The sequence below is a fragment of the Methylobacterium sp. E-012 genome (assembly GCF_057836545.1).
The window spans coordinates 1,673,781-1,695,000 of the sequence record NZ_JBYQEY010000001.1 but is presented as its reverse complement, the minus strand read 5'-3'; the positions used below and the strand labels follow the sequence as shown (position 1 = coordinate 1,695,000).

General features: G+C 70.7%; 20 protein-coding genes (1 of these 20 running past the window's edge). 13 read left to right on the top strand and 7 right to left on the bottom strand.

All coding sequences use genetic code 11. From position 1 onward, the window contains the following. From AC3IF1_RS08035 to purC, 10 genes are all read left to right on the top strand, one after another. Positions 1-259, top strand: the 3' end of a protein-coding gene (locus AC3IF1_RS08035; protein WP_489217071.1) for a sigma-70 family RNA polymerase sigma factor. The gene continues 338 nt to the left of window position 1, outside the view; 259 of the gene's 597 nt are visible here — the last part of the coding sequence; its start codon lies off the left edge, out of view; the stop codon is at positions 257-259. A gap of 6 nt (positions 260-265) precedes the next feature. Then, on the top strand, positions 266-1,273 hold the full coding sequence (locus AC3IF1_RS08030; RefSeq protein WP_489217070.1) for a DUF4880 domain-containing protein: 1,008 nt from the start codon (positions 266-268) through the stop codon (positions 1,271-1,273). A 297-nt stretch (positions 1,274-1,570) separates the two neighbouring features. Then, a complete protein-coding gene (locus tag AC3IF1_RS08025) occupies positions 1,571-2,383 on the top strand; it encodes an energy transducer TonB family protein (protein ID WP_489220351.1) in 813 nt (270 codons plus the stop codon). 120 nt (positions 2,384-2,503) lie between these two features. Beyond that, the gene (gene exbB / locus AC3IF1_RS08020; protein WP_489217068.1) at positions 2,504-3,475 is read left to right on the top strand and encodes a tonB-system energizer ExbB; all 972 of its coding nucleotides are present in this window, start codon (positions 2,504-2,506) and stop codon (positions 3,473-3,475) included. A 4-nt stretch (positions 3,476-3,479) separates the two neighbouring features. Then, entirely contained in the window at positions 3,480-3,911 is a 432-nt protein-coding gene (gene exbD / locus AC3IF1_RS08015) for a TonB system transport protein ExbD (protein ID WP_489217066.1), read from the top strand. 129 nt (positions 3,912-4,040) lie between these two features. Then, complete coding sequence (locus tag AC3IF1_RS08010; protein ID WP_489217064.1) at positions 4,041-5,345, top strand: M16 family metallopeptidase; 1,305 nt, start codon at positions 4,041-4,043, stop codon at positions 5,343-5,345. A gap of 86 nt (positions 5,346-5,431) precedes the next feature. Beyond that, complete coding sequence (locus AC3IF1_RS08005; RefSeq protein ID WP_489217062.1) at positions 5,432-6,712, top strand: M16 family metallopeptidase; 1,281 nt, start codon at positions 5,432-5,434, stop codon at positions 6,710-6,712. A 90-nt stretch (positions 6,713-6,802) separates the two neighbouring features. Next, entirely contained in the window at positions 6,803-9,388 is a 2,586-nt protein-coding gene (locus AC3IF1_RS08000; RefSeq protein ID WP_489217060.1) for a TonB-dependent siderophore receptor, read from the top strand. 132 nt (positions 9,389-9,520) lie between these two features. Then, positions 9,521-11,314 (top strand): ABC transporter ATP-binding protein/permease, encoded by a 1,794-nt coding sequence (locus AC3IF1_RS07995; protein WP_489217058.1) that lies wholly within the window; start codon positions 9,521-9,523, stop codon positions 11,312-11,314. A gap of 290 nt (positions 11,315-11,604) precedes the next feature. Next, positions 11,605-12,399: a phosphoribosylaminoimidazolesuccinocarboxamide synthase gene (gene purC, locus AC3IF1_RS07990; protein WP_091789573.1), complete on the top strand. Its 795-nt coding sequence runs from the start codon at positions 11,605-11,607 to the stop codon at positions 12,397-12,399. Between the two features lie 5 nt (positions 12,400-12,404). Here purC and AC3IF1_RS07985 read toward each other — a convergent pair whose 3' ends face one another. From AC3IF1_RS07985 to AC3IF1_RS07970, 4 genes are all read right to left on the bottom strand, one after another. Then, on the bottom strand, positions 12,405-13,982 hold the full coding sequence (locus AC3IF1_RS07985) for a glycosyltransferase (RefSeq protein ID WP_489217056.1): 1,578 nt from the start codon (positions 13,980-13,982) through the stop codon (positions 12,405-12,407). Further along, positions 13,979-15,859, bottom strand: coding sequence for a glycosyltransferase family 2 protein (locus AC3IF1_RS07980; RefSeq protein WP_489217054.1), 1,881 nt, complete (start codon positions 15,857-15,859; stop codon positions 13,979-13,981). The genes AC3IF1_RS07985 and AC3IF1_RS07980 overlap by 4 nt, the downstream gene beginning before the upstream one ends. A 151-nt stretch (positions 15,860-16,010) precedes the next feature. After that, on the bottom strand, positions 16,011-16,676 hold the full coding sequence (locus AC3IF1_RS07975; RefSeq protein WP_489217052.1) for a hypothetical protein: 666 nt from the start codon (positions 16,674-16,676) through the stop codon (positions 16,011-16,013). Positions 16,677-16,699: 23 nt separating this feature from the next. Beyond that, positions 16,700-17,245, bottom strand: coding sequence for an invasion associated locus B family protein (locus AC3IF1_RS07970; protein WP_409564807.1), 546 nt, complete (start codon positions 17,243-17,245; stop codon positions 16,700-16,702). 185 nt (positions 17,246-17,430) lie between these two features. Between AC3IF1_RS07970 and AC3IF1_RS07965 the strand changes: the two genes are divergently transcribed. Next, on the top strand, positions 17,431-17,805 hold the full coding sequence (locus tag AC3IF1_RS07965) for a hypothetical protein (protein ID WP_243968427.1): 375 nt from the start codon (positions 17,431-17,433) through the stop codon (positions 17,803-17,805). Positions 17,806-17,821: 16 nt separating this feature from the next. Here the strand turns inward: AC3IF1_RS07965 and AC3IF1_RS07960 are convergent, their stop codons facing one another. The 3 genes from AC3IF1_RS07960 to AC3IF1_RS07950 all read right to left on the bottom strand — a co-directional run bounded on the left by AC3IF1_RS07960 (position 17,822) and on the right by AC3IF1_RS07950 (position 19,570). Further along, complete coding sequence (locus AC3IF1_RS07960; protein WP_489217050.1) at positions 17,822-18,556, bottom strand: M48 family metallopeptidase; 735 nt, start codon at positions 18,554-18,556, stop codon at positions 17,822-17,824. A 112-nt stretch (positions 18,557-18,668) separates the two neighbouring features. After that, complete coding sequence (locus AC3IF1_RS07955) at positions 18,669-19,220, bottom strand: A24 family peptidase (protein ID WP_489217048.1); 552 nt, start codon at positions 19,218-19,220, stop codon at positions 18,669-18,671. A gap of 185 nt (positions 19,221-19,405) precedes the next feature. Continuing rightward, the gene (locus tag AC3IF1_RS07950) at positions 19,406-19,570 is read right to left on the bottom strand and encodes a Flp family type IVb pilin (protein ID WP_243968360.1); all 165 of its coding nucleotides are present in this window, start codon (positions 19,568-19,570) and stop codon (positions 19,406-19,408) included. A gap of 318 nt (positions 19,571-19,888) precedes the next feature. On the opposite strand from AC3IF1_RS07950, the gene AC3IF1_RS07945 reads away from it, so the two are divergent. Together AC3IF1_RS07945 and AC3IF1_RS07940 are read left to right on the top strand one after the other, a co-directional pair. Further along, on the top strand, positions 19,889-20,377 hold the full coding sequence (locus AC3IF1_RS07945; protein ID WP_489217045.1) for a pilus assembly protein N-terminal domain-containing protein: 489 nt from the start codon (positions 19,889-19,891) through the stop codon (positions 20,375-20,377). 171 nt (positions 20,378-20,548) lie between these two features. Continuing rightward, positions 20,549-21,190: an RraA family protein gene (locus AC3IF1_RS07940; protein WP_489217043.1), complete on the top strand. Its 642-nt coding sequence runs from the start codon at positions 20,549-20,551 to the stop codon at positions 21,188-21,190. Positions 21,191-21,220: the final 30 nt, after the last annotated feature.

Genomic DNA, 21,220 nt, shown 5'->3' with positions numbered 1-21,220 from the left:
GGCCGAACTCGCGCGGGCCCCCGTCGGCACGGTCGCGTCCCCCGAACACCAGCTCATCGTGCTGGAGGCCCTGCGCGAGATCAGCAGGATCCTGGCGTCGATGTCGCCGCGGGCCCGGGCGGCCTTCCTGCTCAGCCATATCGACGGCATGACATACACCGATGTCGCCCGGGAACTCGGCGTGTCGGTGACGATGGTCCGACGCTATATCGCGCAGGGCCTGATGCGCTTCTACCAACACCACCCGGACCGGGGCTGAGAGCCCGTGGCGAAGTCCAGATCCTCCGAGAGATTTCGCGCCGATGCGCCGGTCTCGGGTTCGTCCGAAGAGGTTCCTCCCGCGGTGATCGAGGCGATCACCTGGATGGTCAATCTGAATTCCGGCGCGGTGACGGCGTGCGAGCGCCGGGACTTCGCCGCCTGGTATGAGGCCGATGCCGCGCACAGGGAGGCCTGGGGCCGCCTGTCCGCGTCGCTCGCCCGGGCGGATCTCGTCCGCGACGCGCAACCCGTATCAGGGGACGGCCTCGGCCGGCGCCTCGTCCGAGGCGAGATGAGCCGCCGCCGCTTCGTCAAGACCGTGGCCCTCGGCGGCGCCGCGGTGGCCGGAGCCGGTTTGGCGGACAGGGTGCGCCCCCTCGGTGATCTCCTCGCCGACCAAACAACATGGACCGGCGAGCGGCGGGCGCTCGACCTCGCGGGCGGTGGGAGCCTGATCCTGGGGCCGCGCTCGGCCGTCAATCTGGGCGGCGACGCGGGGACCGACCGCATCGATCTCCTGACCGGCGACCTGTTCGTGACGCTCGATGCCGCACGGCGCCGGCCCCTCCACGTCACGATGGGCGACTGGCTGCTCGAACCGACGGCCGGGCGCCTGTCGCTGCACCGGAACGGCCCGTCCCGCGCGATGGTCGGCCTCGATGCGCCGGTGCGGGCGACCGTCGGGGGGCGGCGGCTCAGCATCGAGGCGACCGAGACCCTCACGTTCGAGGACGGCGCGCTGCGTCAGGGACGTGCCGATGTCGAGGTCGAGGCCGCCTGGACCAGGGGCCTCCTGATCCTCCGCGACGGCCATCTCGCCGGCGTGGTTCGCGCGTTGCAGCCGTATTTCGTCGGCCTCATCCGGGTCTCGCCGGCGGCCGCGGCGGTGCGGGTGGCGGGCGTGTTCGACGTCAGCGACCCGCACGGCACGCTCGACGCCCTCACCGAAATCGCCCCGGTCACGATCCGCGCCGTGACGCCCTTCTGGCTGAGCGTCGACGTGATCGCCTGAGCCGACCGGAGGACCATGCATTCCCGCAAACTTTTTCGCCGCGGGGGGTGTCACTCCGGGCGTCAGCCCCGTCTTCCTCGAAGCGGTGCTGCGAAGCGGCCGTGCCGTCGCGGGGCGGTGTCTTCAAGGAGATGAAGCATGTCGGCTCGGGGATGGCCAGCCTTGCAGCTCTTCGTCCCGCGTCTGGAAGCGCGGCGCCCCCTCCATGAGGCCGAGATCGGCCGTCGGGGCACGCATGGCCGCGCACGGCCGGGTCGCGAGGGGGGCTCCGATGGGCGAATGTGGTCCGTGGCCGCGATGCCCCCCACCGCCCAGGGTCGGATCCATCCGGATCGCAGGCGGGCGCTTCAGGCGGAGGAGAGGAGCCGCCGCCGGGCGCTGGCCGCCGGATGGGGCGCCGCCGCCCTCCTGGTGGTCGGGCTGCATGTCGGCGCCGCCTTTCTCCTGACGCGCGCCCGGATCCCGGACCCGGCCCGCCCCGACGAGATGGGGGCGATCGTGATCGACCTCGCCCCCGAGATCCGGCAGGCCGCCTCGCAGGTGGACGCCGCCGTCGCCAAGCCGGAGGAGCAGGCCGAGCCCACCATGCCGGAACCGGCACCACCGGAGGAGACGGTCGAGCCGGTACCGAAGGTCGCGGAGGCGCCGGTCGAGGCGGTCGCGCCGCTTCCGCAGCACAGGGAGAAGGCGAAGCCGGCCGAGCGGAAGCCGGTGACGCGCAAGCCGCCCGAGCGGACGCCGCGGGTCGTGCGCAAGGTCGGCCTCCGCACCGCCAGCGCGCCGCGCTCGGAGCAGCACGCCGCGGCGACCGCCGCGGCTGCGGCCGGAGCGGCCAATTCCCTGTCCGCCGCCGACTGGAAGAGCCTCGTCTCGGCGGCCCTCAACCGGAACAAGCGCTTTCCCTCCGGCGTGGCGCTGAGCGGCAGCCCGACGCTCCGGGTCGGCATCGCCGCCTCAGGGCAAGTCACCGCCGCGGCGGTGATCGCGTCCTCCGGCTCGCCGGAACTCGACGCCGCCGCGGTCCAGACCGTCCACCGGGCCTCGCCGCTGCCGCCGCCGCCCGCGGGCCCGCAGACCCTGACGTTCCGGATGAACTTCCGCCCCCGCTGAGCGGCCCCTGAACCCGGAGCAGCGCCGGCGCGAGGCGAAGAAAATCGCGGCGCCCCGTTTCGGATTCCGGGGCTCGTCGCACAAGCATAGGGAACCGTCTTCTCCAGGGGGCTAGAAACGATGCCGGCATGGATCGCAGCAATCCATCCGTTCCTCCCGTCCGGCGCGGTGCGCCGGCTGCTGAGGCTTGTCGTGCTGGCCATGCCGCTCATCGGCCCGGTCGCGGGATCCGCAGGCGCCCAGGATGTCGAGACAGTCGGTCAGACCGCGCCGGCCGTATCGGGCGGGGAGACCGGCGCGCCGTCCGTCGCGGCTCCGCCGTCCTCGTCGTCGGCAGAGGCCCCGTCACCGCCCGTCTCCGCCGGGCCCGCGGTCGCGGCCACGACCCCGAAGGACCACGACCTGACGCCGGCCGGCATGTTTCTCCACGCCGACCCGGTCGTGCAGGGCGTGATGATCCTGCTGGCGTGCGCCTCCATGGCCTCCTGGGTGGTGCTGCTGATCAAGGGACTCGGCCTCCGGCTCGCCAGATGGCGCCTGAACGCGGACCTCGCGGCGATCGGCGCGGCGCGCAGCCTCGCCGAGGCGGGGCTCAGGGTCCGCCGGGGGATCGCCGCCCACCTTCTCCTGGAGGTGGAGGAGGAGCTCGCCGCCTCGCAGGGTCTGGCCGCCGAGGGGATCAAGGAGCGCGCCGCCATCGGCCTCCAGCGCATCGAAGCCGCCGCGGCCAGGCGCATGGCGGTCGGCACCGGCATCCTGGCCACGACCGGTTCGATCGGTCCCTTCGTCGGCCTGTTCGGGACCGTCTGGGGCATCATGCACAGCTTCGTCGGCATCGCGAAGTCCAACACGACGAACCTCGCCGTGGTCGCCCCCGGCATCGCCGAGGCGCTGCTCGCCACCGGCATCGGCCTCGTCGCGGCGATCCCGGCGGTGGTGATCTACAATGCCCTGACCCGCTCGATCGGAGGCTACCGGATGCTGGTCGGCGATGCCGCCGCCCTCGTCCTGCGTCACCTCTCCCGGGACCTCGACCGGCGCGACTCCGAGGCCGCCGGGCCGACGGTCGGCCTGCGCGCGGCGGCGGAGTGACGCGATGGCCTTCCAGGTCGGATCGGGCGACGGCGGCGATCTCAGCGAGAACGCCGACATCAACATCACGCCGTTCATCGACGTGATCCTGGTGCTGCTGATCATCTTCATGGTGGCGGCCCCGCTCTCGACCGTGACCGTCCCGGTCGAACTGCCGACGTCGAACGCCAAGCCGCAGCCGCACCCGAACAAGCCGATCTTCCTCAGCGTGCGGGCGGACCTGTCCCTGGCCCTGGGCGAGGAGCCGGTGGCCCGCCCGGCCCTCGCCGCGGCCCTCGACGCCGCCGCGAACGGCTCGAAGGAGGAACGCATCTTCCTCCGGTCCGACAAGGGTGTGCCCTATGGCGAACTCATGCAGGTGATGAACCTGCTGCGGGCGGCGGGCTACCTCAAGATCGGCCTCGTCGGCCTCGAAGACGCGACCGGCGCCCTCTGAGCCCAACGGCGGCCGGTCACGCAGATCGGCCAGCGCGCCATGGACCGGCGCCCGCTCAAAAGATCCGTCCGGCCTACCGAGGGGCCGAGGCGCCCGTCCGAAACCCGCCGGCCCAGGATGCCGCCCGTGATGCATCGTCCCACCGCATCCAACAGCCCGGCGCCCAACGGCGGCGAGCCGGTCGCTGTCGAGGCCGCATGCCTGCCGAACGGCCTGCAGATCGTCGTGATCCCGGACCGGCGCAGCCCCGTGGTCACCCATATGGTCTGGTATCGGACCGGGGCGGCCGAGGATCCGCCCGGACGATCGGGCACCGCGCACTTCCTGGAACACCTGATGTTCAAGGGTACGGCGCGCCACCCGGCCGGGGCGTTCAGCGCGTTCCTGGGAAGCGTCGGCGGCCAGGAGAACGCGTTCACGAGCTGGAACTACACCTGCTACCACCAGCAGGTTCCCCGTCCGCACCTGAGTGCCTGCATGGCGTTCGAAGCCGACCGGATGGGCCGGCTCACCATCGACGCGGCGGTGGCCGCGACCGAGCGCGCGGTCATCCTCGAAGAGCGCGCCCTGGTGGCCGACGGCCGGCCGCAGGCGCTCCTGGAAGAGGCCATGGCGGCCGCCTTGATCCCGGAGCATCCGGCCGGGCGCCCGATCATCGGCTGGCGGCATGAGATCGCCGGCCTCACGGGCGCCGACGCGCAGGCCTATCACGGGCGCTTCTACGCACCCGCCAACGCCACCCTGATCGTCGCCGGCGACACCACGGCCGAGGAGGTCGTGCGGCTCGCGGACGACGCCTACGGCCCGGTTGCCGGCGGGGCGGCCTTCATCCGGCACCCGGCGCCGAACCCGCTGCCCCCGGTCGGCCGGCGGATCACCCTGGCGGATGCGCGCGTCCGCCAGCCGCAACTGCAGCGCCTTCACGCGGTACCCTCGCCCCGTACGGCAGCCCCCGGCGAGGCGGAGGCCCTGGAGGTTCTGTGCCACCTGCTGGGCGGGGGCCGGACCTCCGCGCTGCACCGGCGGCTGGTGGTCGAGACGCGCTGCGCGACCTCGGTCGGCGTGTACTACCTGAGCGAGTACTTCGCCCAGCAATCGCGCTGCTACCTCGTCGCCGAGCCGGCCGCCGGGGTCACGCCGGAGGGCCTCGACGACGCGGTGGAGGCGGCCCTTCAAGCCGTGCGCGACACCGGTTTCGCGCCGGCCGCGCTCGCGCGGGCCAAGACGCAGATCGGCGCCGACGCCCTCTATGCCCGCGACAGCCAGGTGCAGCTGGCGACCTGGTATGGGCGGTCCCTGGCCCTAGGCGCGAGCCTCGCCGATCTCGGGGGCTGGCAGGACCGCATCGAGGCGGTGACGCCGGAGGCGCTGGCCGCGGCGCTGACATTCCTCGACCGCCGGCACGGCGTCTCCGGCTACCTCGTCGGCGGCTGAGGGCGCCGGGGGCCCGGCGCGACCCGGCCTCCGGGAGATCGACCGTCCCCAGCCGTGCCGTTTCCACCCGGATCGAGACCGCGTCCATGCCATCGCAGCCCCCCTCGCCCGCCCCCTCGACCTACGCGGAGCGGATCCGAATCCTGCGCAGTCCCGGCGGCATCGCGGCCTGGCTGATCGAGGACCACACCCGCCCGGTCCTGACCTGTGCCTTCGATTTCCGCGGCGGCGCGCGTCTCGATCCAGAGGGCGCCGCCGGGGCGACGCGCATGCTGGGGGGCCTGCTCACGGAGGGGGCCGGCGCCCTCGACGGGACCGCTTTCCACGAGGCCCTCGGCGACGGGGCGATCCGGCTGGGGACCAGCGTCGGGCTCGATGGCCTCCAGGGCAGCCTCACCTGCCTCGTCCGGACGGCGGAGAGCGCCTTCACGCTGCTGGGGCTCGCCGTCCGGGAGCCCGCTTTGGCGCCCGACGCGGTGGAACGGCTGCGCGCCGTGATCGCCGCGCAGATCCGGTCCGCCGGCGGCCGGCCCGAGGCGGTCGCCCGGCAGGCCTTCATGGCGCGGGGCTTCCGGGGCCATGCCTATGCGCGGCCGGTCCAGGGCGACCTCGCCTCCATCGCGCGGATCGGCGAGGCCGACCTCCGGGCCGTCCAGGCGCGGCTGCTGACCCGGGACAACCTTCACGTGGCGGTGGTCGGGGCGATCACCGCAGACGCGCTCGGGCCGCTCCTCGATTGCGCCTTCGCGGCGCTCCCCGGCGGGGCCGCGCCGCCGGTCGCCCGAACCGAACTCGGCGGCCTGGGCGAACTGGTCCGGACCGACCACGCCGCGCCGCAGACCGCGATCGCCTTCGGCCGGCCCGCCCTCCCCCGGGACGATCCGGATTTCGCCGCCGCGATCGTGGCGAACCATTCCTTCGGCGGCGGTGGCCTGACCTCCCGCCTGTTCCGGGCGCTGCGGGAGAGAGACGGGCTCTGCTACGCGGTCGGAACGAGCGTGGCCCCGTTCCGGGGGGCAAGCACGCTCATCGGCTCGACGCGGACCGGCAACGACCGCGTGCCCGAGATGATCGACCGGCTCCACGGCGAGATGCGACGCCTCGCCGAGACGGGCCTGGACGCCGCCGAATTGGAGGCGGCGAAGAGCTACCTGATCGGTTCGCACGACATGGGGCTCGCCAGCTCCTCCGCCCTCGCCGGCGCCCTGCTGACGCTTCAGGTCGAGGATCGGCAGCCAGACTGGCTCGACGCATGGCCGGCGATGATCGCGGCGGTCGGCGCGGCGGAGGTGGACCGGGCCATCGGCCGCGTCTTCGGAGACGGCGCGCTGCTGTTCTCCGTCGCGGGCCCAGCAATCAACACCTGACGCGCCGGAACCGGTTGCGCTTTCGCGATCTCGCTCGTCCTCCCAGGACAACAGAAAGGGCTGGAACAGCCCGGTTCGTGGGGGCGTGGCATGAGCTTGCGGCGTATCGGAAAAGTATGTCTGCTATCGAGCCTGCAAATATTATTGGCGGTGCCGGCAAACGTAATACTCGGCAACTTGGCACGCGCCGAAGACGGCGCGGTCGACTTCGCGATAAACTCTGGTACACTCGGCGACGTGCTCACGCAGATCGGAACGGCTTCGGGGTCGCCGATCTCGTTTCCGCCGCAGGCGGTCCAGGGCCTGAAGGCCGGGCCGATCCGGGGACGGATGAGCAAGACGGATGCGGTCGCGCGGGCCATCGCGGGCACGCCCCTGCGGATGAGCGTGGGCGCCAACGGCATGGTGATGGTCACGGCCCGGCCGGCCCCCGCGGCGTCCGGGGGCGCCGCCACCGACATCGCCGACATTGACGTCACCGGCAACGGCATCAACGCCAACGGCAGCAGCGACCCCCTGGCGACCGAGGGATCGGGAAGCTACGGCGCCGCCGCCGCCAACGTGGCCAGCAAGACACCCCTGTCGCTCAAGGAGACGCCGCAGAGCGTCTCAGTCATCACGCAGCAGCAGCTTCAGGATCAGAAGATCACGACCCTCGATCAGGCCGTCGATGCCGCGCCGGGCCTGATAAGGCAAACAGGCGGCGGCGCCGGCCAGAGCAACCTCAGCAGCGCCTATTATTCCCGCGGCAACCAGATCACCAGCCTGTCGGTGGATGGCGGCACCCCGATCCTGATCGGTGACCTCGGCGAATCGTTCAGATCCAACTACATCCCGGTCATCGACCTGTCGCAATACGACAGCGTGCAGATCCTGCGCGGCTCCGGCGGCCAGTACAGCGGCACCGGCTCGCCCGGCGGCACCCTCAGCCTGCAGCGCAAGCGGCCCCTCGACCGGCTGACGGGCTCAATCGACCAATCGTTCGACTCGTTCGGAAGCAAGAGAACCGTCGGCGATATCAATACCGGCCCCATGCTCGACGGACTGGTCAGCATCCGGGGCTCGTTCGTCCACGACGACACCGAGAATTTTTACCGGATCTCGAACAAGACCGTCAATCAAGGCTATCTCAACGCCGAGATCCGTCCGGCGGAGGGGACGCAGATCAATCTCGGCGGGACCCACAACGAGACGAACGCGGTGCCGTGGTTCAACGGTCTGCCGACCTACAAGGGCGGCGCCTTCATCCCGTTCTCAAGGTCGATCTGCCTCTGCGCACCGTGGGCCAAGACCGATATCGTCACCGACGAGTATTTTGCCCAGATCCGGCAGGATATCGTGGAGGGTTGGCAATTCAATCTGAACAGCTCCGTCAATTTCCAGAGCTCGAAGAACGACAATCTGAATTTCAACGCCAGAGACAATAACGGCATCCTTGCGAACAACACCGGATCGCGCTGGTTTGCGACATACAACCAGAGCAAATCCGATCAGTATCTGCTCGACAGTTTCATTACCGGAAAAGACGATCTTTTTGGGGTGCCGATCGAGACAACGTTCGGCACCAGCATCCAATACATCAACCAGGCCCTGCCGAATCAGCCGCTCAGTTATTCCTATCCCAACGCGACACGCATCAACGTCCTCGGGTATTCGGGATATGAACTGCCGCGGATGCCCCTGTCCAAATATTTCAAGGTGGATCAATACGACAAGGCCTATGACCTCACCCAGATCGGCGGTTACGCAAGCATACGTCTGTCGCCCGTTCCGTGGGCGCATCTCCTGATAGCCGAACGGATCAGCGGCTTCCAGCAGAATATCCAAGAGTATAATAATGGAACGACCATTACCTCCAACAGCGGCAACATTCACATCCCGATCCCGGATGTCGGGCTGACGCTGGATATCGATCCGCAGACATCGATATACGGAAGTTACACGACGATCTATCAGATCACCCAGAACCTGTCCGCGCCGGGTAAGCTGATGCCGCCGATGGAGGGCCATACCTGGGAGGCCGGCATCAAGCGCAGCGATTTCGATAATCAACTCCAATCGTCGCTGGCATTCTATCAATCGGAATTAATCAATGTGCCCCTCCTGGATCCGAGCCAACCCTACAATCAGGATCCGACATCGCTGCTGAGCTGCTGCTTCCTGCCGGCCGGCCGGGCGATCTCGCAAGGGTTCGATGTGGCCGTGTCGGGCAAGGTCACGCCGGATTGGGATGTAAACGCGAACTACACGTTCAACGACAACAAATCATTTTCCGGCGACGGGTCGAACCAGAAGACAACCTCCCTGTTCCCGAAACATATTGCCAAGCTGTTCACGACCTTCCGGCCCCGGACCGGGTGGGACGAACTGGATCAGCAATTTCGGCGGGTACGGATCGGGTTCGGTACCGATTTCCGCAGCACAACGGTCCATTCGGGCGTGTATTACGATGTTGTCGGACGCCGTCGGCAAGCGTTCTCCTATCAGATCAGGCAGCCGAGCTACGCGACGTTCAACGCGCTCATCAAGTATGACATCACCGAAACGGCCTTTGCCCAGATCAACGTGTACAACCTCTTGGACCGTCGGTACTATCAGTCGATCGGTACCTTCGGCGGCGGCAATTGGCTCGGCCAGGGGCGGACGGTGGTGGGTTCGGTCCATCTCACGTTCTGACCTGTGCCGGGATCCTCGGGCCCGCTGTGCAGGCCCGCGATCTCCAGGGCTGCGCCCAGAACCCGCACAAGGTCCAAGACCTTCTGAAACCGGGATTTTGCCGACACGTGATCGAATGCCGGACACGATGCGATGCAGGACCAATCCGTGACCGGCCTCGCCTCGGCCGAGGCGAGCCGCGTCGCGACGGATCCCGGCAATTTCAAGCTGGACACCCGCTTCGCGCGGCGACTCTGGGCAGTTCTCAAACCCTACTGGCTGCGTCGGGGGGCGTGGCCATCCTGGCTGCTCGCGCTCGCGGGGATCGTCCTGTCGGCCGCCTACGGCATCGCGGGCGGCTACGTGACCACCACCACCGCGAGCCTCACGAACCAGCTCGTCGCCAGGAACGCATCGGCGTACTGGCCGCTGTTCTTCGCGCTGCTCGGACTCAATTTCCTGCGCCAGATCATCAGCACGCTGCAGATCCTGTCCAGCCAATACCTCAATGTGCACTGGCGCGGATGGCTGACGACCCGGTTGATCGATCAATACCTGTCGGCGCGGACCTATTACGAGATCAGCCTCACGCAGTCGATCGACAATCCCGATCAGCGCATCCAGGAGCAGGTCGAGCCATTCTGCGAGGCCGTCAGCCGCTTTCCGCGGGAGCTGACCCATGCGAGCATCGATGTCGGCGTCCAGGTCGCGATCCTGTCGAGCATCTCCCGGTCGATGCTGATCGCGACGCTGGCCTATGTCGGCTTGCAGATCGTCCTGAACTACGTCGTCTATCGGCCACTGATCCGGAAGCAATGGGACGTGACGGTCGCGGAGGCGGACCTGCGCTACGGCCTGCTGCACGTGCGCGATCACGCGGAAACCATCGCGTTCTATCAGGGCGAGGCCGCGGAGCGGGGGCACCTGCTCGATCGGCTGAGGATCGTCCTCGCCAGGAGGCTGCGCATCGTCCGCTACGCCCTGGTGATCGCCGGGGCGGGCGAACTCACCGCCATCATCTGGCATGCCATGCCGGCGATCTGCCTGGCGCCGGTGTTCTTCGCGGAGGCGATGGATTTCGGGACCATGACGGCCGGGATCGCGGCGGCGAGCATGATCGTCGGCGGCCTCAGCGTGGTCTCGCGCTTCATCCCGAGCATCGTCGAGGCCGCCCCGACGGTGGTGCGCATCGCGGAGATCCAGGAAACGTTCAACGCGCTGGCCGCCAACGCCCGGCCGGACGACGTCCCGCGCATCACCCTGCGCTATGGGAGCACCGACCGGATCGCGCTCCGCGACGTGTCGGTCCAGACGCCGGCGGGCGAGCGCCATCTCGTCGAGCGGCTCACCCTCAGCCTCGGCGCCGGGGAGCGCCTGCTGATCGTGGGCCGGACGGGCATCGGCAAGAGTTCGCTCCTGCGCGCGATGGCCGGGCTCTGGACCCGGGGACAGGGCACCATCGAGATGCCCGATCCCGCCACGATGATGTTCCTGCCGCAGCGGCCCTACATGCCGCTCGGTAACCTGCGGCTCCAGCTCACCTATCCCCGTCAGCAGAGCCTGTCCTTGAGCGACGGGGAGCTTCAGGCGATCCTCGAACGCGTGCACCTGCCGGACCTTGCGGAACAGGCGGGGGGCTTCGCGGCGCGGCGCGACTGGGGCCGGATCCTGTCCCTCGGCGAGCAGCAGCGGATCGCCTTCGCCCGTATCCTCGCGAGCCGGCCGCGCTGCGTCTTCCTCGACGAGGCGACCAGCGCCCTCGATCCGGAGACCGAACGGCTCCTGTACGACCAGTTGCGCCGCACCGGCGCGACCGTGGTCAGCGTCGCCCACCGGCCCAGCCTCACGGCCTATCACGACACGGTGCTGCGCCTGTCGCCGACGGACTGGACCCTCGAGCGCCTCGACGCGGCGGTGGATGAGCCCGCTCAGCTCCATCCCGCCTGAATCGGATCCCGGGGCGGGCCTGACGCCGAACCCCGCCGCCCCTGCACCGCTCGCTCCGCCCGAGGCCGGCCGGGGGAGACTCGGCCGGCCATCCGCGCCCGCGCCCCGCGTCAACGCGGATCCGGCACCCCTGCCCCGCGGGCTAACGCGTTGTGCTGGAAGCCCGGTTCGGCTAGTTTAGAAGCCGGTCGCCGGGGCTCTCGGGCAGAGGTCGTCCGGCGGCCCGACCTCGCGTCCGGTCGCCGCGCCGCGGATTCCGCCCCATCGTCGCGCATCAGGAGCCTCGGCCCATGGACTTCCTCAAACCACGGTACACGCCTATGAACCGCCGCCGTCGCATCTACGAGGGCAAGGCGAAGGTCCTCTACGAGGGACCCGAGCCCGGCACGCTCATCCAGCACTTCAAGGATGACGCGACGGCCTTCAACGCGAAGAAGCACGAGGTCATTGACGGCAAGGGCGTGCTGAACAACCGGATCTCGGAATTCGTCTTTCAGCACCTCAACGACATCGGCGTGCCGACGCATTTCATTCGCCGGCTCAACATGCGCGAGCAGCTGATCCGCGAGGTCGAGATCATCCCGCTCGAGGTCGTGGTGCGCAACGTGGCGGCGGGCTCGCTGGCGACCCGGCTGGGCCTGGAGGAAGGCACCCAGCTGCCGCGCTCGATCATCGAGTTCTATTACAAGAACGACGCGCTCAACGACCCGATGGTGTCGGAGGAGCACATAACGGCCTTCGGCTGGGCGACGCCGCAGGAGATCGACGACATCATGGCGCTGGCGATCCGCGTCAACGACTTCCTGTCGGGCCTCTTCCTCGGCGTCGGCATACGGCTCGTCGACTTCAAGATCGAGACCGGCCGCCTGTGGGAGGGCGACATGATGCGCATCGTCGTCGCCGACGAGATTTCCCCGGATTCCTGCCGGCTCTGGGACATCAAGTCGTCCGACAAGCTCGACAAGGACCGGTTCCGCAAGGATCTGGGCGGCCTGATCGAGGCCTATACCGAAGTCGCCAAGCGGCTCGGGATCATGTCGGAGAACGAGAAGGTCCAGGGCAGCGGGCCGCGGCTCGTCCAGTAGCGGCGTCAGGCGCGCGGACGGCGCAGGCCGGCGGATCCGCCCCCCGGGAAGCCCGTGCGCAGGCGCGCATGGGTCGAGAGGTCCGGATCGAAAGCCGGGTGATAATGGGGGTCCTGCGCAAGCAGCGGCCCCCATCGCTTTTCGAGGGCCGCGATCTCGCGCTCGTGCCGGGCGCGGGCCTCCGGCGTCCAGCGGCGGCTCGCCGCCTCCCGGTGATGCAGCACCGCCGCCGGCACGAGGAGGGTGCGGTAGCCGGCCGCGCCGAGGCGCAGGCACAGATCCACGTCATTGAAATCGACGGCGAAATGTTCGTCGTCGAAGCCCCCGACCGACCGGAACTTCGCCGCTTCGACGACCAGGCAGGCGGCGGTGACCGCCGAGACCGCGTGCGTCGCGCGCAGCGCCGCGAGATAGCCCGGCGCCTCACCGGGGAAGTGGCGGTGCCCGTGCGTCACCAGCCCGCCGGTGCCGAGCACGATGCCGCCGTGCTGGATGCGGCCCTCGCCGTCGAGGAGCTTGGCGCCGACGGCCCCGACCTCCGGCCTCAGGGCCTCGCGGGCCATGAGCGTCAGCCAGTCGGGTCGGAACGCCTCGACATCGTTGTTGACGAAGACCAGCAGCGCCCCCCTGGCCCGGGCGGCGGCGGCGTTGTTCATCGCGGCGAAGTTGAACGGACCGGGACAAAGCACGACGTGCCCCCTCCCCTGCCGTTCCAGATCGACGAGGTAGGCCAGGGTCTCCGGCTCGCGGCTGTCGTTGTCGCAGACCAGAATCTCGAGGGACGGCCAGTCGGTGGCGGTCCGCAAGCTGTCCAGGCAGGGGCGGAGCAGGTCGAGGCGGTCCCGGGTCGGCACGATGAGGCTGGCGAGCGGCGGCGGCTCGGGGAGCGGGTGCTCCACGCGCAGCAGACCGCCCGCCGCGGCGGCGATGCCGGTTCCGGCGCGGCCGGTCCGCGCGAGATGGGCCTCCACCACCTGATGTTGGATGGCCCCCCTCCCCTCCCCCGCAAGCGGGGCGGTGCCGGACGTGCCCCCACGGCGGACCGACAGGATCTCCGGCAGATGGCCGACCGATCGGGCACCGTGCCGCTCTGCGATGCGGAACGCGGCATCGGCCGGGCTGAGCGGGGCTTGGCCGGGATCGAGGGCGCCGCGCCGATAGGCCAGGACCGGCCCGAGATAGTCGAAGGCCGCGAGCCGGTCGGCGTCGAAGACCGGCGGCAGCAGCGGCAGAACCGGGCCGCCGGGGTGATCCTGCGCGAGCGCGTCGCCGTAGACGGCCTGGAGATCGGGATCGGATGCGAAGGCCGCGGCGATCCGTGCCGGGGCACCGGCGACGAGTTCGCCGTCGCCGATCAGAATGATGTCGTCGCCCGGTCCGTCGGGAGCCGGCGGAAACCGCGCGAGGATCCGCTCCGGCAGGGCGAGCCGGTGGTCGATGCCGACGAGCGCCGCAAGTCTCTGGCGGGCGCGCAGCCGCTTCCCGGTCAGGCGCGCCCAGGCGATCGCCCCCGCCTCCCGGGGATGGCTCAGGGCCCGGCGCATCGCATCGGCCAGCCAGCGCCGGGATCGGCGCGGCGTCATTCGAGATCCTCGCCGAAGGTCGTGAGCGACAGGGCCGGATGGTAGAACGGATCGTGGCGGATCGCCTCGCGCCAGCGCTCGGAGAACCGCGCGGCCTCCCGCTCGAACCGGATGCGCTGCGCGCCGACCGAAGGCCCCCGGCTGACCGATTCGAGATGGGCCAGGGTCGCGGCCGGGGTCCAGACCGTCTTCCAGCCGGCGGCGCCGAGCCGCAGGCAGAAATCGACATCGTTGAAGTCGACCGGGAAGGCCTCGGCGTCGAAGCCGCCCACCGCCCGATATTTCTCTCGCGACACCGCCAGGCAGGCCGCCGTCACCGCCGCGACCTCGTGGGCGACGCGCAGGCGACCGAGATGGCCGGGGGTGTCCCCGGGCCGGCGGCGCAGGATGTGGCCCGCCCGTCCGCCGAGGCCGACGACGACGCCGGCATGCTGCAGGGTGCCGTCGCCGTAGACGAGCTTGGCGCCCACGGCGCCCACCTCGGGCCGGCAGGCGTGGCGAACCATCGCGTCCAGCCAGCCGGGTTCCAGCACCGCCACGTCGTTGTTGAGCAGCACGATCACGGTGCCCGTCGCCAGGGCGACGCCGGCATTGACCATGGCGGCGAAGTTGAACGGCTGCGGGTCGATGCGGATACGCACCCGCGGATCCCGGCGCAGGACCTCGTAATGGGCCAGGACCGCGGGGTCGGTCGAACCGTTGTCGACGATGATCAGTTCGAGGGGCGCGTAGGCCGTCTCGTGCAGGACGCCCCGGCAGACGCGGGCGATCAGGTCGAGCCGGTCGCGCGACGGGATCACGACGCTGACCGTCGGCGCCGGCTGCGGCAGCGGCCAGTCCAGCCGGACGGCACTCTCACGAAGAGCGGTCGCGGCCGGTGCGCCCGCTCCCTCCAGGCGCGCGCCGAGCGCCCGCGCCCGGGCAGCAGCATCGAGGGGCGCCGCCACGGTGCGGGCGAGGATCCGCGGGATGTGGGCCACCTGCGCCCGCGCCGCGACGGCCGCGACCTCCAGGGCGAGGTCCATCTGCGCCATCGGCCCCACCGGGGCCGGCAGGGCCGTGGCGAGAAACGGCCGCGCCGCCAGCAGGGGCCGGCCCGGATAGCCCGTCGCCAGGGCGAGATCCGGGCTCCAATCCGGGTTCAGGCGCGGGTTCCCGTCGGGACCGATGGCGTCGCCGTAGGCGAGGTCCGCCCCCGGCATCGCCTGCGCGAGGAGCGCCAGGGCATCGGGCTCCGGGATGTCGCCCGCCCGCAGGAGGCACAGGGCCTCGGCGTCCCCGATGAGATCGTCCGGGCCGGCGCGCTCGTCCCAGCTCCGGTGGGCGGCGCGGGCGTCCGGCGCCCCGGGCGGCTCGCCAGCCCAGGCGACATCGATCTCCGGCGCGCGGTGCGTCTGCGCCGCGAGCGCGTCGAGCGTGGCGGTCAGGGCCGTAGCCTCCCCTGGCCGCGCGAGGACGAGGCAGCGGATCCGCAGGCTCGAAGGCGGCAGGGGGCTCGGCCGGGTCCGGGCCGCGGCCCAGGACGGGAAGCGCGCCAGCGGCGTCACCGCGCAGGCGCCGCGCAGGGTGTCGCGATAGGGGCGCTGCGCGCCGCGGGCCCGTTCATAGAGCGCCCCGACGCAGCGCCAGGGCCGCCGCAGGAGGCATTGCGCCAGCACCCCGATCTCCCGCCGGGCTCCGACCCGCTCCAGAACGAAGTCGGGACCGGCGCAGAGGCGGATCTCCCGTGCGTCGGGCGGGATCAGGCCGAGCCAGTGCGCCACGCCCTGGGATGCCCCCGGCAGGACGAAATCCTGGGGCGTTTGGTCGGACCCGCGCAGGACGCGGAGGATCGGGCGGCGCGGCGCCCCCGTGGCGGCGCCCCCGTAGCTCAGCACGACCCAGCCGGTCGGATGGTCCGGGAGGACGAGGTGGCGGTCGAAGACGGGGTCGTCTGCCGGTTCCAGGCGGAAGCGGGTCGCGCGGCCCGACCAGAGCCGGTGGCGATCGATCGTCGACGGGCGCGGATCGACGCGGCGCGCCGCGGCGTCACTGGGCAGCGTCGTCGCCTCCGCCCGCGGGGGGCGACGCGGCGACCGCCGGCTTCCGGCGGTGCGGCTTGGAGGCGGTCTTGGTACCCTTGCCGCCGGCGCCGACGGCCACCGCGATGTCGTAATCCGCCGTCAGCGCGGTGGGGACCAGGAGCGCGTCGGCCACGATGGTGGCAAAGCCCTGCGCCTCGCCGGGCCCGACGACCACGCTGGCGCGCTCGACGCGGCTCGTGACCACCTTGCCGTCATGGCGGATCTGGAGCGTGACCGGGACATCGAACCGCCCCGGCGCGCCGGCAGGCCCGAGCAGGACGTTCACCTCGACGCCGGCCTTGACCGAGATCGAGCCGTCCTGGAGCCGCGTGCATTCCCGGGCGAGACGGCCGAGGGAGAATTGCGTGCGCACCTCGGAGCCGGCCAGGGTGCGGGTTGCAGCCGCGCCTTCGGCGACTTCCACGGGCGGGCAATAGGGCGGCTCGAGGCCCTCGGCCTGCGACGGCGGGACGGTCGTGCCGCCGAACTTGAGCAGGTTGGAGAAGATGTTGCCCTCTTCGGCCCGGGCCGGGAAAGCCGCAAGCGCCGCCGCGACCACCAGAACCGCGGCGGTCGCGCACAGGGGCGCAAACCGGCGGCAGATCCCCGCTCCGTCCCGACCTCCAACCATCGCACGGCTCCCGAGCGGCATCGTCATTTCAGGCTGTCGAACCCGGCCGCGAAGCCCTTCATCGAGAGCGGGATGCCGACGCCTTCCTCGGGCGTCTGGAACACGATGAAGGTCGCCTGCGTGCCGCTCTTGAACTGCCGGACCAGACCGTCATCCATCACCACCTCGGCCACGCAACCGGTGGTGAGGCAGCGGACGAAGCCGGCCCGGCCGATATCGGTCTGGTCGATCTTCAGGCCGAGGCCGGAGGGCAAGAGCACCCCCAAGGGCGCCACGACCCGCAGCAGGTAGCCGCGGTTGTCGGCCGTCTTCAAGACGATGACCACGAGGGTCAGGTTCGGCCGGTCCTCGGCGGCGAGATACTGGACCAGGGCGCATTGCTCGGCCTTGGCGCCGGCCGGCGTCTCGCAGCGCAGCTGCCAATCGTCGAAGGTCTTGCGCACCATGCCCTGAGCCATGGCGGGCCCCGCGGGGGCGAGCGCCGCCGCGACCAGGGCGAGGAAAACCGGCGGCGCGGCGCGCCGGACAGCGCGCCGGAAACGAACGAGCCTCGCGTGAAGCGGCACCACCGATCCCTTCGGAACGCTCCGGCCCGGACGGGCGGGAGCCGTACAATCGGGCGTGTTCGGACCATGGTCGGGCCCGCGCTGTCAAGCGATGCGGGCCCTGTGTTGCGCGACGGTGCTACCCGGCGCGCGGCTTACGGCCTAGATAAGTCTTCATCAGTCCTCAAGCGCCGGATCGTGACGTCGTGATGCGCCTGCTCGCCCTCTCGGCCGCCTGCTTGATGGCCGCCGTCACCCAGGCCGGGGCCCAGTCCCTGCCGGTCGATGAGACCACCTATGTCGAGCGCTCGCTCAACCACACCGATACGCTGGTGATCGAGCATCCGCCCGTGGCGGAGAACCCGTATGGCCGCCGCAACGGCCAGGCGGCGATCGCCGGCTATTGCCGGGAGGGCGGCCTGATCCGGCGGCGCGACGCGTTCGGCAACCCGGTGATCCTCCGTCAGCGGGAGATCTGCGACGGCGTCGCCCCGCGCACCCTCAATCCCGGCGAAGTCGAGCCGCGGCCGGCATGGCCGGCCGACGCCGTCATCGGCCAGCGCGTGCTGCGCGCCAAGGGCTGACCGGCCGCCGCCGCGCTCAGCCGTACCGGTGCAGGTCGGTGCCGTTGCGCTTCAGCCACGCCTCCGCGGCCTCCACGTTCGGGCACAGCTCCCCCAGCAGCGTCCAGAACCGGGGCGAGTGGTTCATCTCGCGCAGATGCGCCATCTCGTGGGCGACGAGGTAGTCCAGCACCATCGGAGGTGCCAGGATCAGGCGCCACGAGAAATTCAGCTCGCCCCGCGCGGTGCAGGATCCCCAGCGGCTGCGGGTATCGCGCAGGGTGATGCGGCCCGGCCGCTGGCCGAGCCGCGGCGCGTAGCGCTCGACCGCCGCGGCGAGATCCCGCCGGGCCTCCCGGGCCAGGAAATCCCGGATCCGGCGGGCGACGTGGGCGGGCTCGCAGGCGAGCGAGATCACCGGCCCGCCGGCATCGTGTTCGACGCGCACCGCGCCGCCGCGCCTGTCGCGGAGGGTCACGCGGTGCGGCGCGCCACGCAACGGCAGGTGTGCGCCCGGCTCGAAGACCACGCGTTCGGGCAGACGGGCCAGCCGCGCGGCGATCCAGCCGGCGTGGCTGGCGGCGAAACGCTGCGCGGTGTCCACGGCCGTCCGGCTCGGGAGCGTGATCACCACCTCGCCGGTGACGGCCGAGACCCGGAGGGTGATGCGGCGCGCGGTCGGGCGGCGCCGGAGCGCGATGCGCAGGCGCGCGCCCTCGTGCTGGACCTCGAGATGTTCCGGATCGGGGCGACGCAGCAGCGCGAGGGGCATGCCGGACTTTTAGCGGGGCCCGGACCGGGGCTCCAGACGGCGGCCCCGGGAATCGAGTCGGGCCGGTGGAAACGGCAGGGTCAGCGCGGGACACAATCCCGCGCGCCGCGTGTCAGCCGGCGAGCGCCCGGGTCCAGACCTCGGTCTCGGGAAGGACCAGGAGGGCAGCGGCCGCGAGCGCGATCCCGTAGGGGATGCCGGTCTTGGCGTCGTGCAGGTGCAGGGCGAACGGCATGCGGGCGATGCGCAGGGGCAGCGGGTGCGTCCGCGCGAACAGGATCGCCAGGGTCAGGGCGCCGCCGAGGATCGACGCGACGAGGAGATAGTCGGCAAGACCGTCGAAACCGAGCCACAGGGCCGTTGCGGCCGCCAGCTTGGCGTCGCCGCCGCCGATCACGCCGCAGGCGAACAGCGTGAAGGTGACCGCGAGGATCGCGGCCCCCGCGCCGAGGTGGGAGCCGACCTCGGCCCAGCTCATCGGGCCGGCGAGCGCGAGCAGCGCGAAACCCGCCACCAGGGCCAGCGAGATCCGGTTCGGGATCAGCATGGTCAGCAGGTCGCTCGCGGCCGCGTAGGCCATCAGGAACGGGAACAGCACGAGCAGGCCGAAGCCTGCGGGGCCGAGGCCCGCCATCTCAGAGCCTGCCGCGCCTGCACCGACCATGACGGGGCCAACCTGCGTTGTCAGTTGCCGGAAAGGAGATTTGCGCGGGGCCGGGACCATCCGCCCGTCGGAGGCCGTCTCCGCTCCGCGCCACGTCGGCGCCGGCCGGCCGAGAACGCCCCCGTCCGCTCACGCGCGACGGGGGTGTCCCGGACCTGCCGCAGATCGTGATCGTCGGGGTTCGATCAGTTCAGGTTGCCGGAGATCTGGGTGAACTTGTTGGTGAGGTTGTTACCGACGGTCTTCAGCGCGGCGATGATGGCGACGGCGATCAGGGCCGCGATCATGCCGTACTCGATGGCGGTGGCTCCGGACTCGTCGGAGGTGAAACGCGTGAACAAGCTCTTCATGGGGGGCGATCCTTCGATCAACACGGGGCGACGGAAACTCAAGCGATGACCGACGAAGAATTATGATGTCTCGATCGGCGGCTTGCACAGACTGCCAATTACGCCTTGAAAATCGGTTAAATCGGATTTTGGATGCATCGTCGGCCGTAACCATTGGAAGCTTGGTGAAGGTTCAGTTTCGGCGATGCCCCGCAAATCGGCCGACGGGCTGCGGTTCCACCACGCAAGTTTGCTTAGCGCTTCCTTCACCGGTGCGGCGTATCCCCGACACCAAGGGTGGAGCCCCGTCCTCCGCCCGCCTCCATTCGAGCACGTCCGATGCGCCGCACCCTGTCGAATGCGGGCCGAGCCGGCCTCCTACTCCTGATGACGGGCGTCGCGGCGGCCGGCCAGTCCGAGCCGCTGCCGGTGGTGACCGTGCTGGTGGACAACGCCAAGGTCATCCGCCTACCCGAGAAGACCGCGACCGTCATCGTGGGCAATCCGATCATCGCGGAGGTCACCCCGCAGAAGAACGGCGTGCTCGTGCTCACGGGCAAGAGCTTCGGCTCGACCAACCTGATCGCCCTGGACAACGCGGGCGCGATGATCGCCGAGACCATGATCCGGGTCGAGGCGTCACGGGATTCGACCATCACGGTCCAGCGCGGCCTGGATCGGGAATCGCTGTCCTGCACGCCGAACTGCCAGCCGGCGGTCCAGCTCGGCGATTCGGCGAGCTATTTCGGGGCCGCCAGCGGCCAGGCGGACGCGCGGCGCAAGCTCGCCACGGGCGGCGGCGGGGCGGTGCCGGCGGCCGATCACTAGCGCATCGTCCCGAACGGTGGTCGCCGGCCCCCGGCCCTCGACGATACCTTTCAAGAAGCGAACGCCGAGATCCGCGAACGACAATGGGCGGTTCCTGAGGCAAGATCCCCCGACGCGTCGCCGGTTCCGCACGGAGCCGGCGGGCAAGCCGCTGGGGTGAGATCCGGGCCGATGACCGCCATCACGCACAACCCGCCGCCGCCTTCCGTCGATCCCGGCCTGCTCGCCGCGTTCGGGGATGTCGCGACGGCGACGATCAGCGACTGCCTCGACCGGATGCCGGTCCTGGCGGGCCTGCGCGCGTTCCATCGCGGCGGCCGGCTGATCGGCACCGCCTTCACGGTGCGGGTCCGGGCGGGGGACAACCTCGCCATCCACCAGGCGCTGGAGGCGGCCCGCCGCGGCGACGTGATCGTGGTCGATGGTGGCGGCGATACGAGCCGCGCCCTCGTCGGCGACGTCATGAAGGCGATCGCCGAGAGCCGGGGCGTCGCGGGCTTCGTGATCGACGGCGCCGTACGCGACACCGACGCCTTCGCGGCGTCCGATTTCCCCTGTTACGCCCGTGCCGCGACCCCGCGCGGTCCGTTCAAGACGGGCCCCGGCGCCACCAACCTGCCGGTCTGCATCGGCGGCTGGACGGTAAATCCGGGCGATGTGGTGGTGGGCGACGCGGACGGCGTCGTGACCTTCCCGCCGGGACTCGCGCCGACGCTGCGCGAGGCCGTGCGCGCCCAGGCCGACCGGGAGGCGGAGGTTCTCGCGCTGATCCGGGAAGGCCGCTACGACGGGCGCTACGCCCGGCCCGCTTAGGACCAAGGCGCCACCGGCGATACGGTGGCG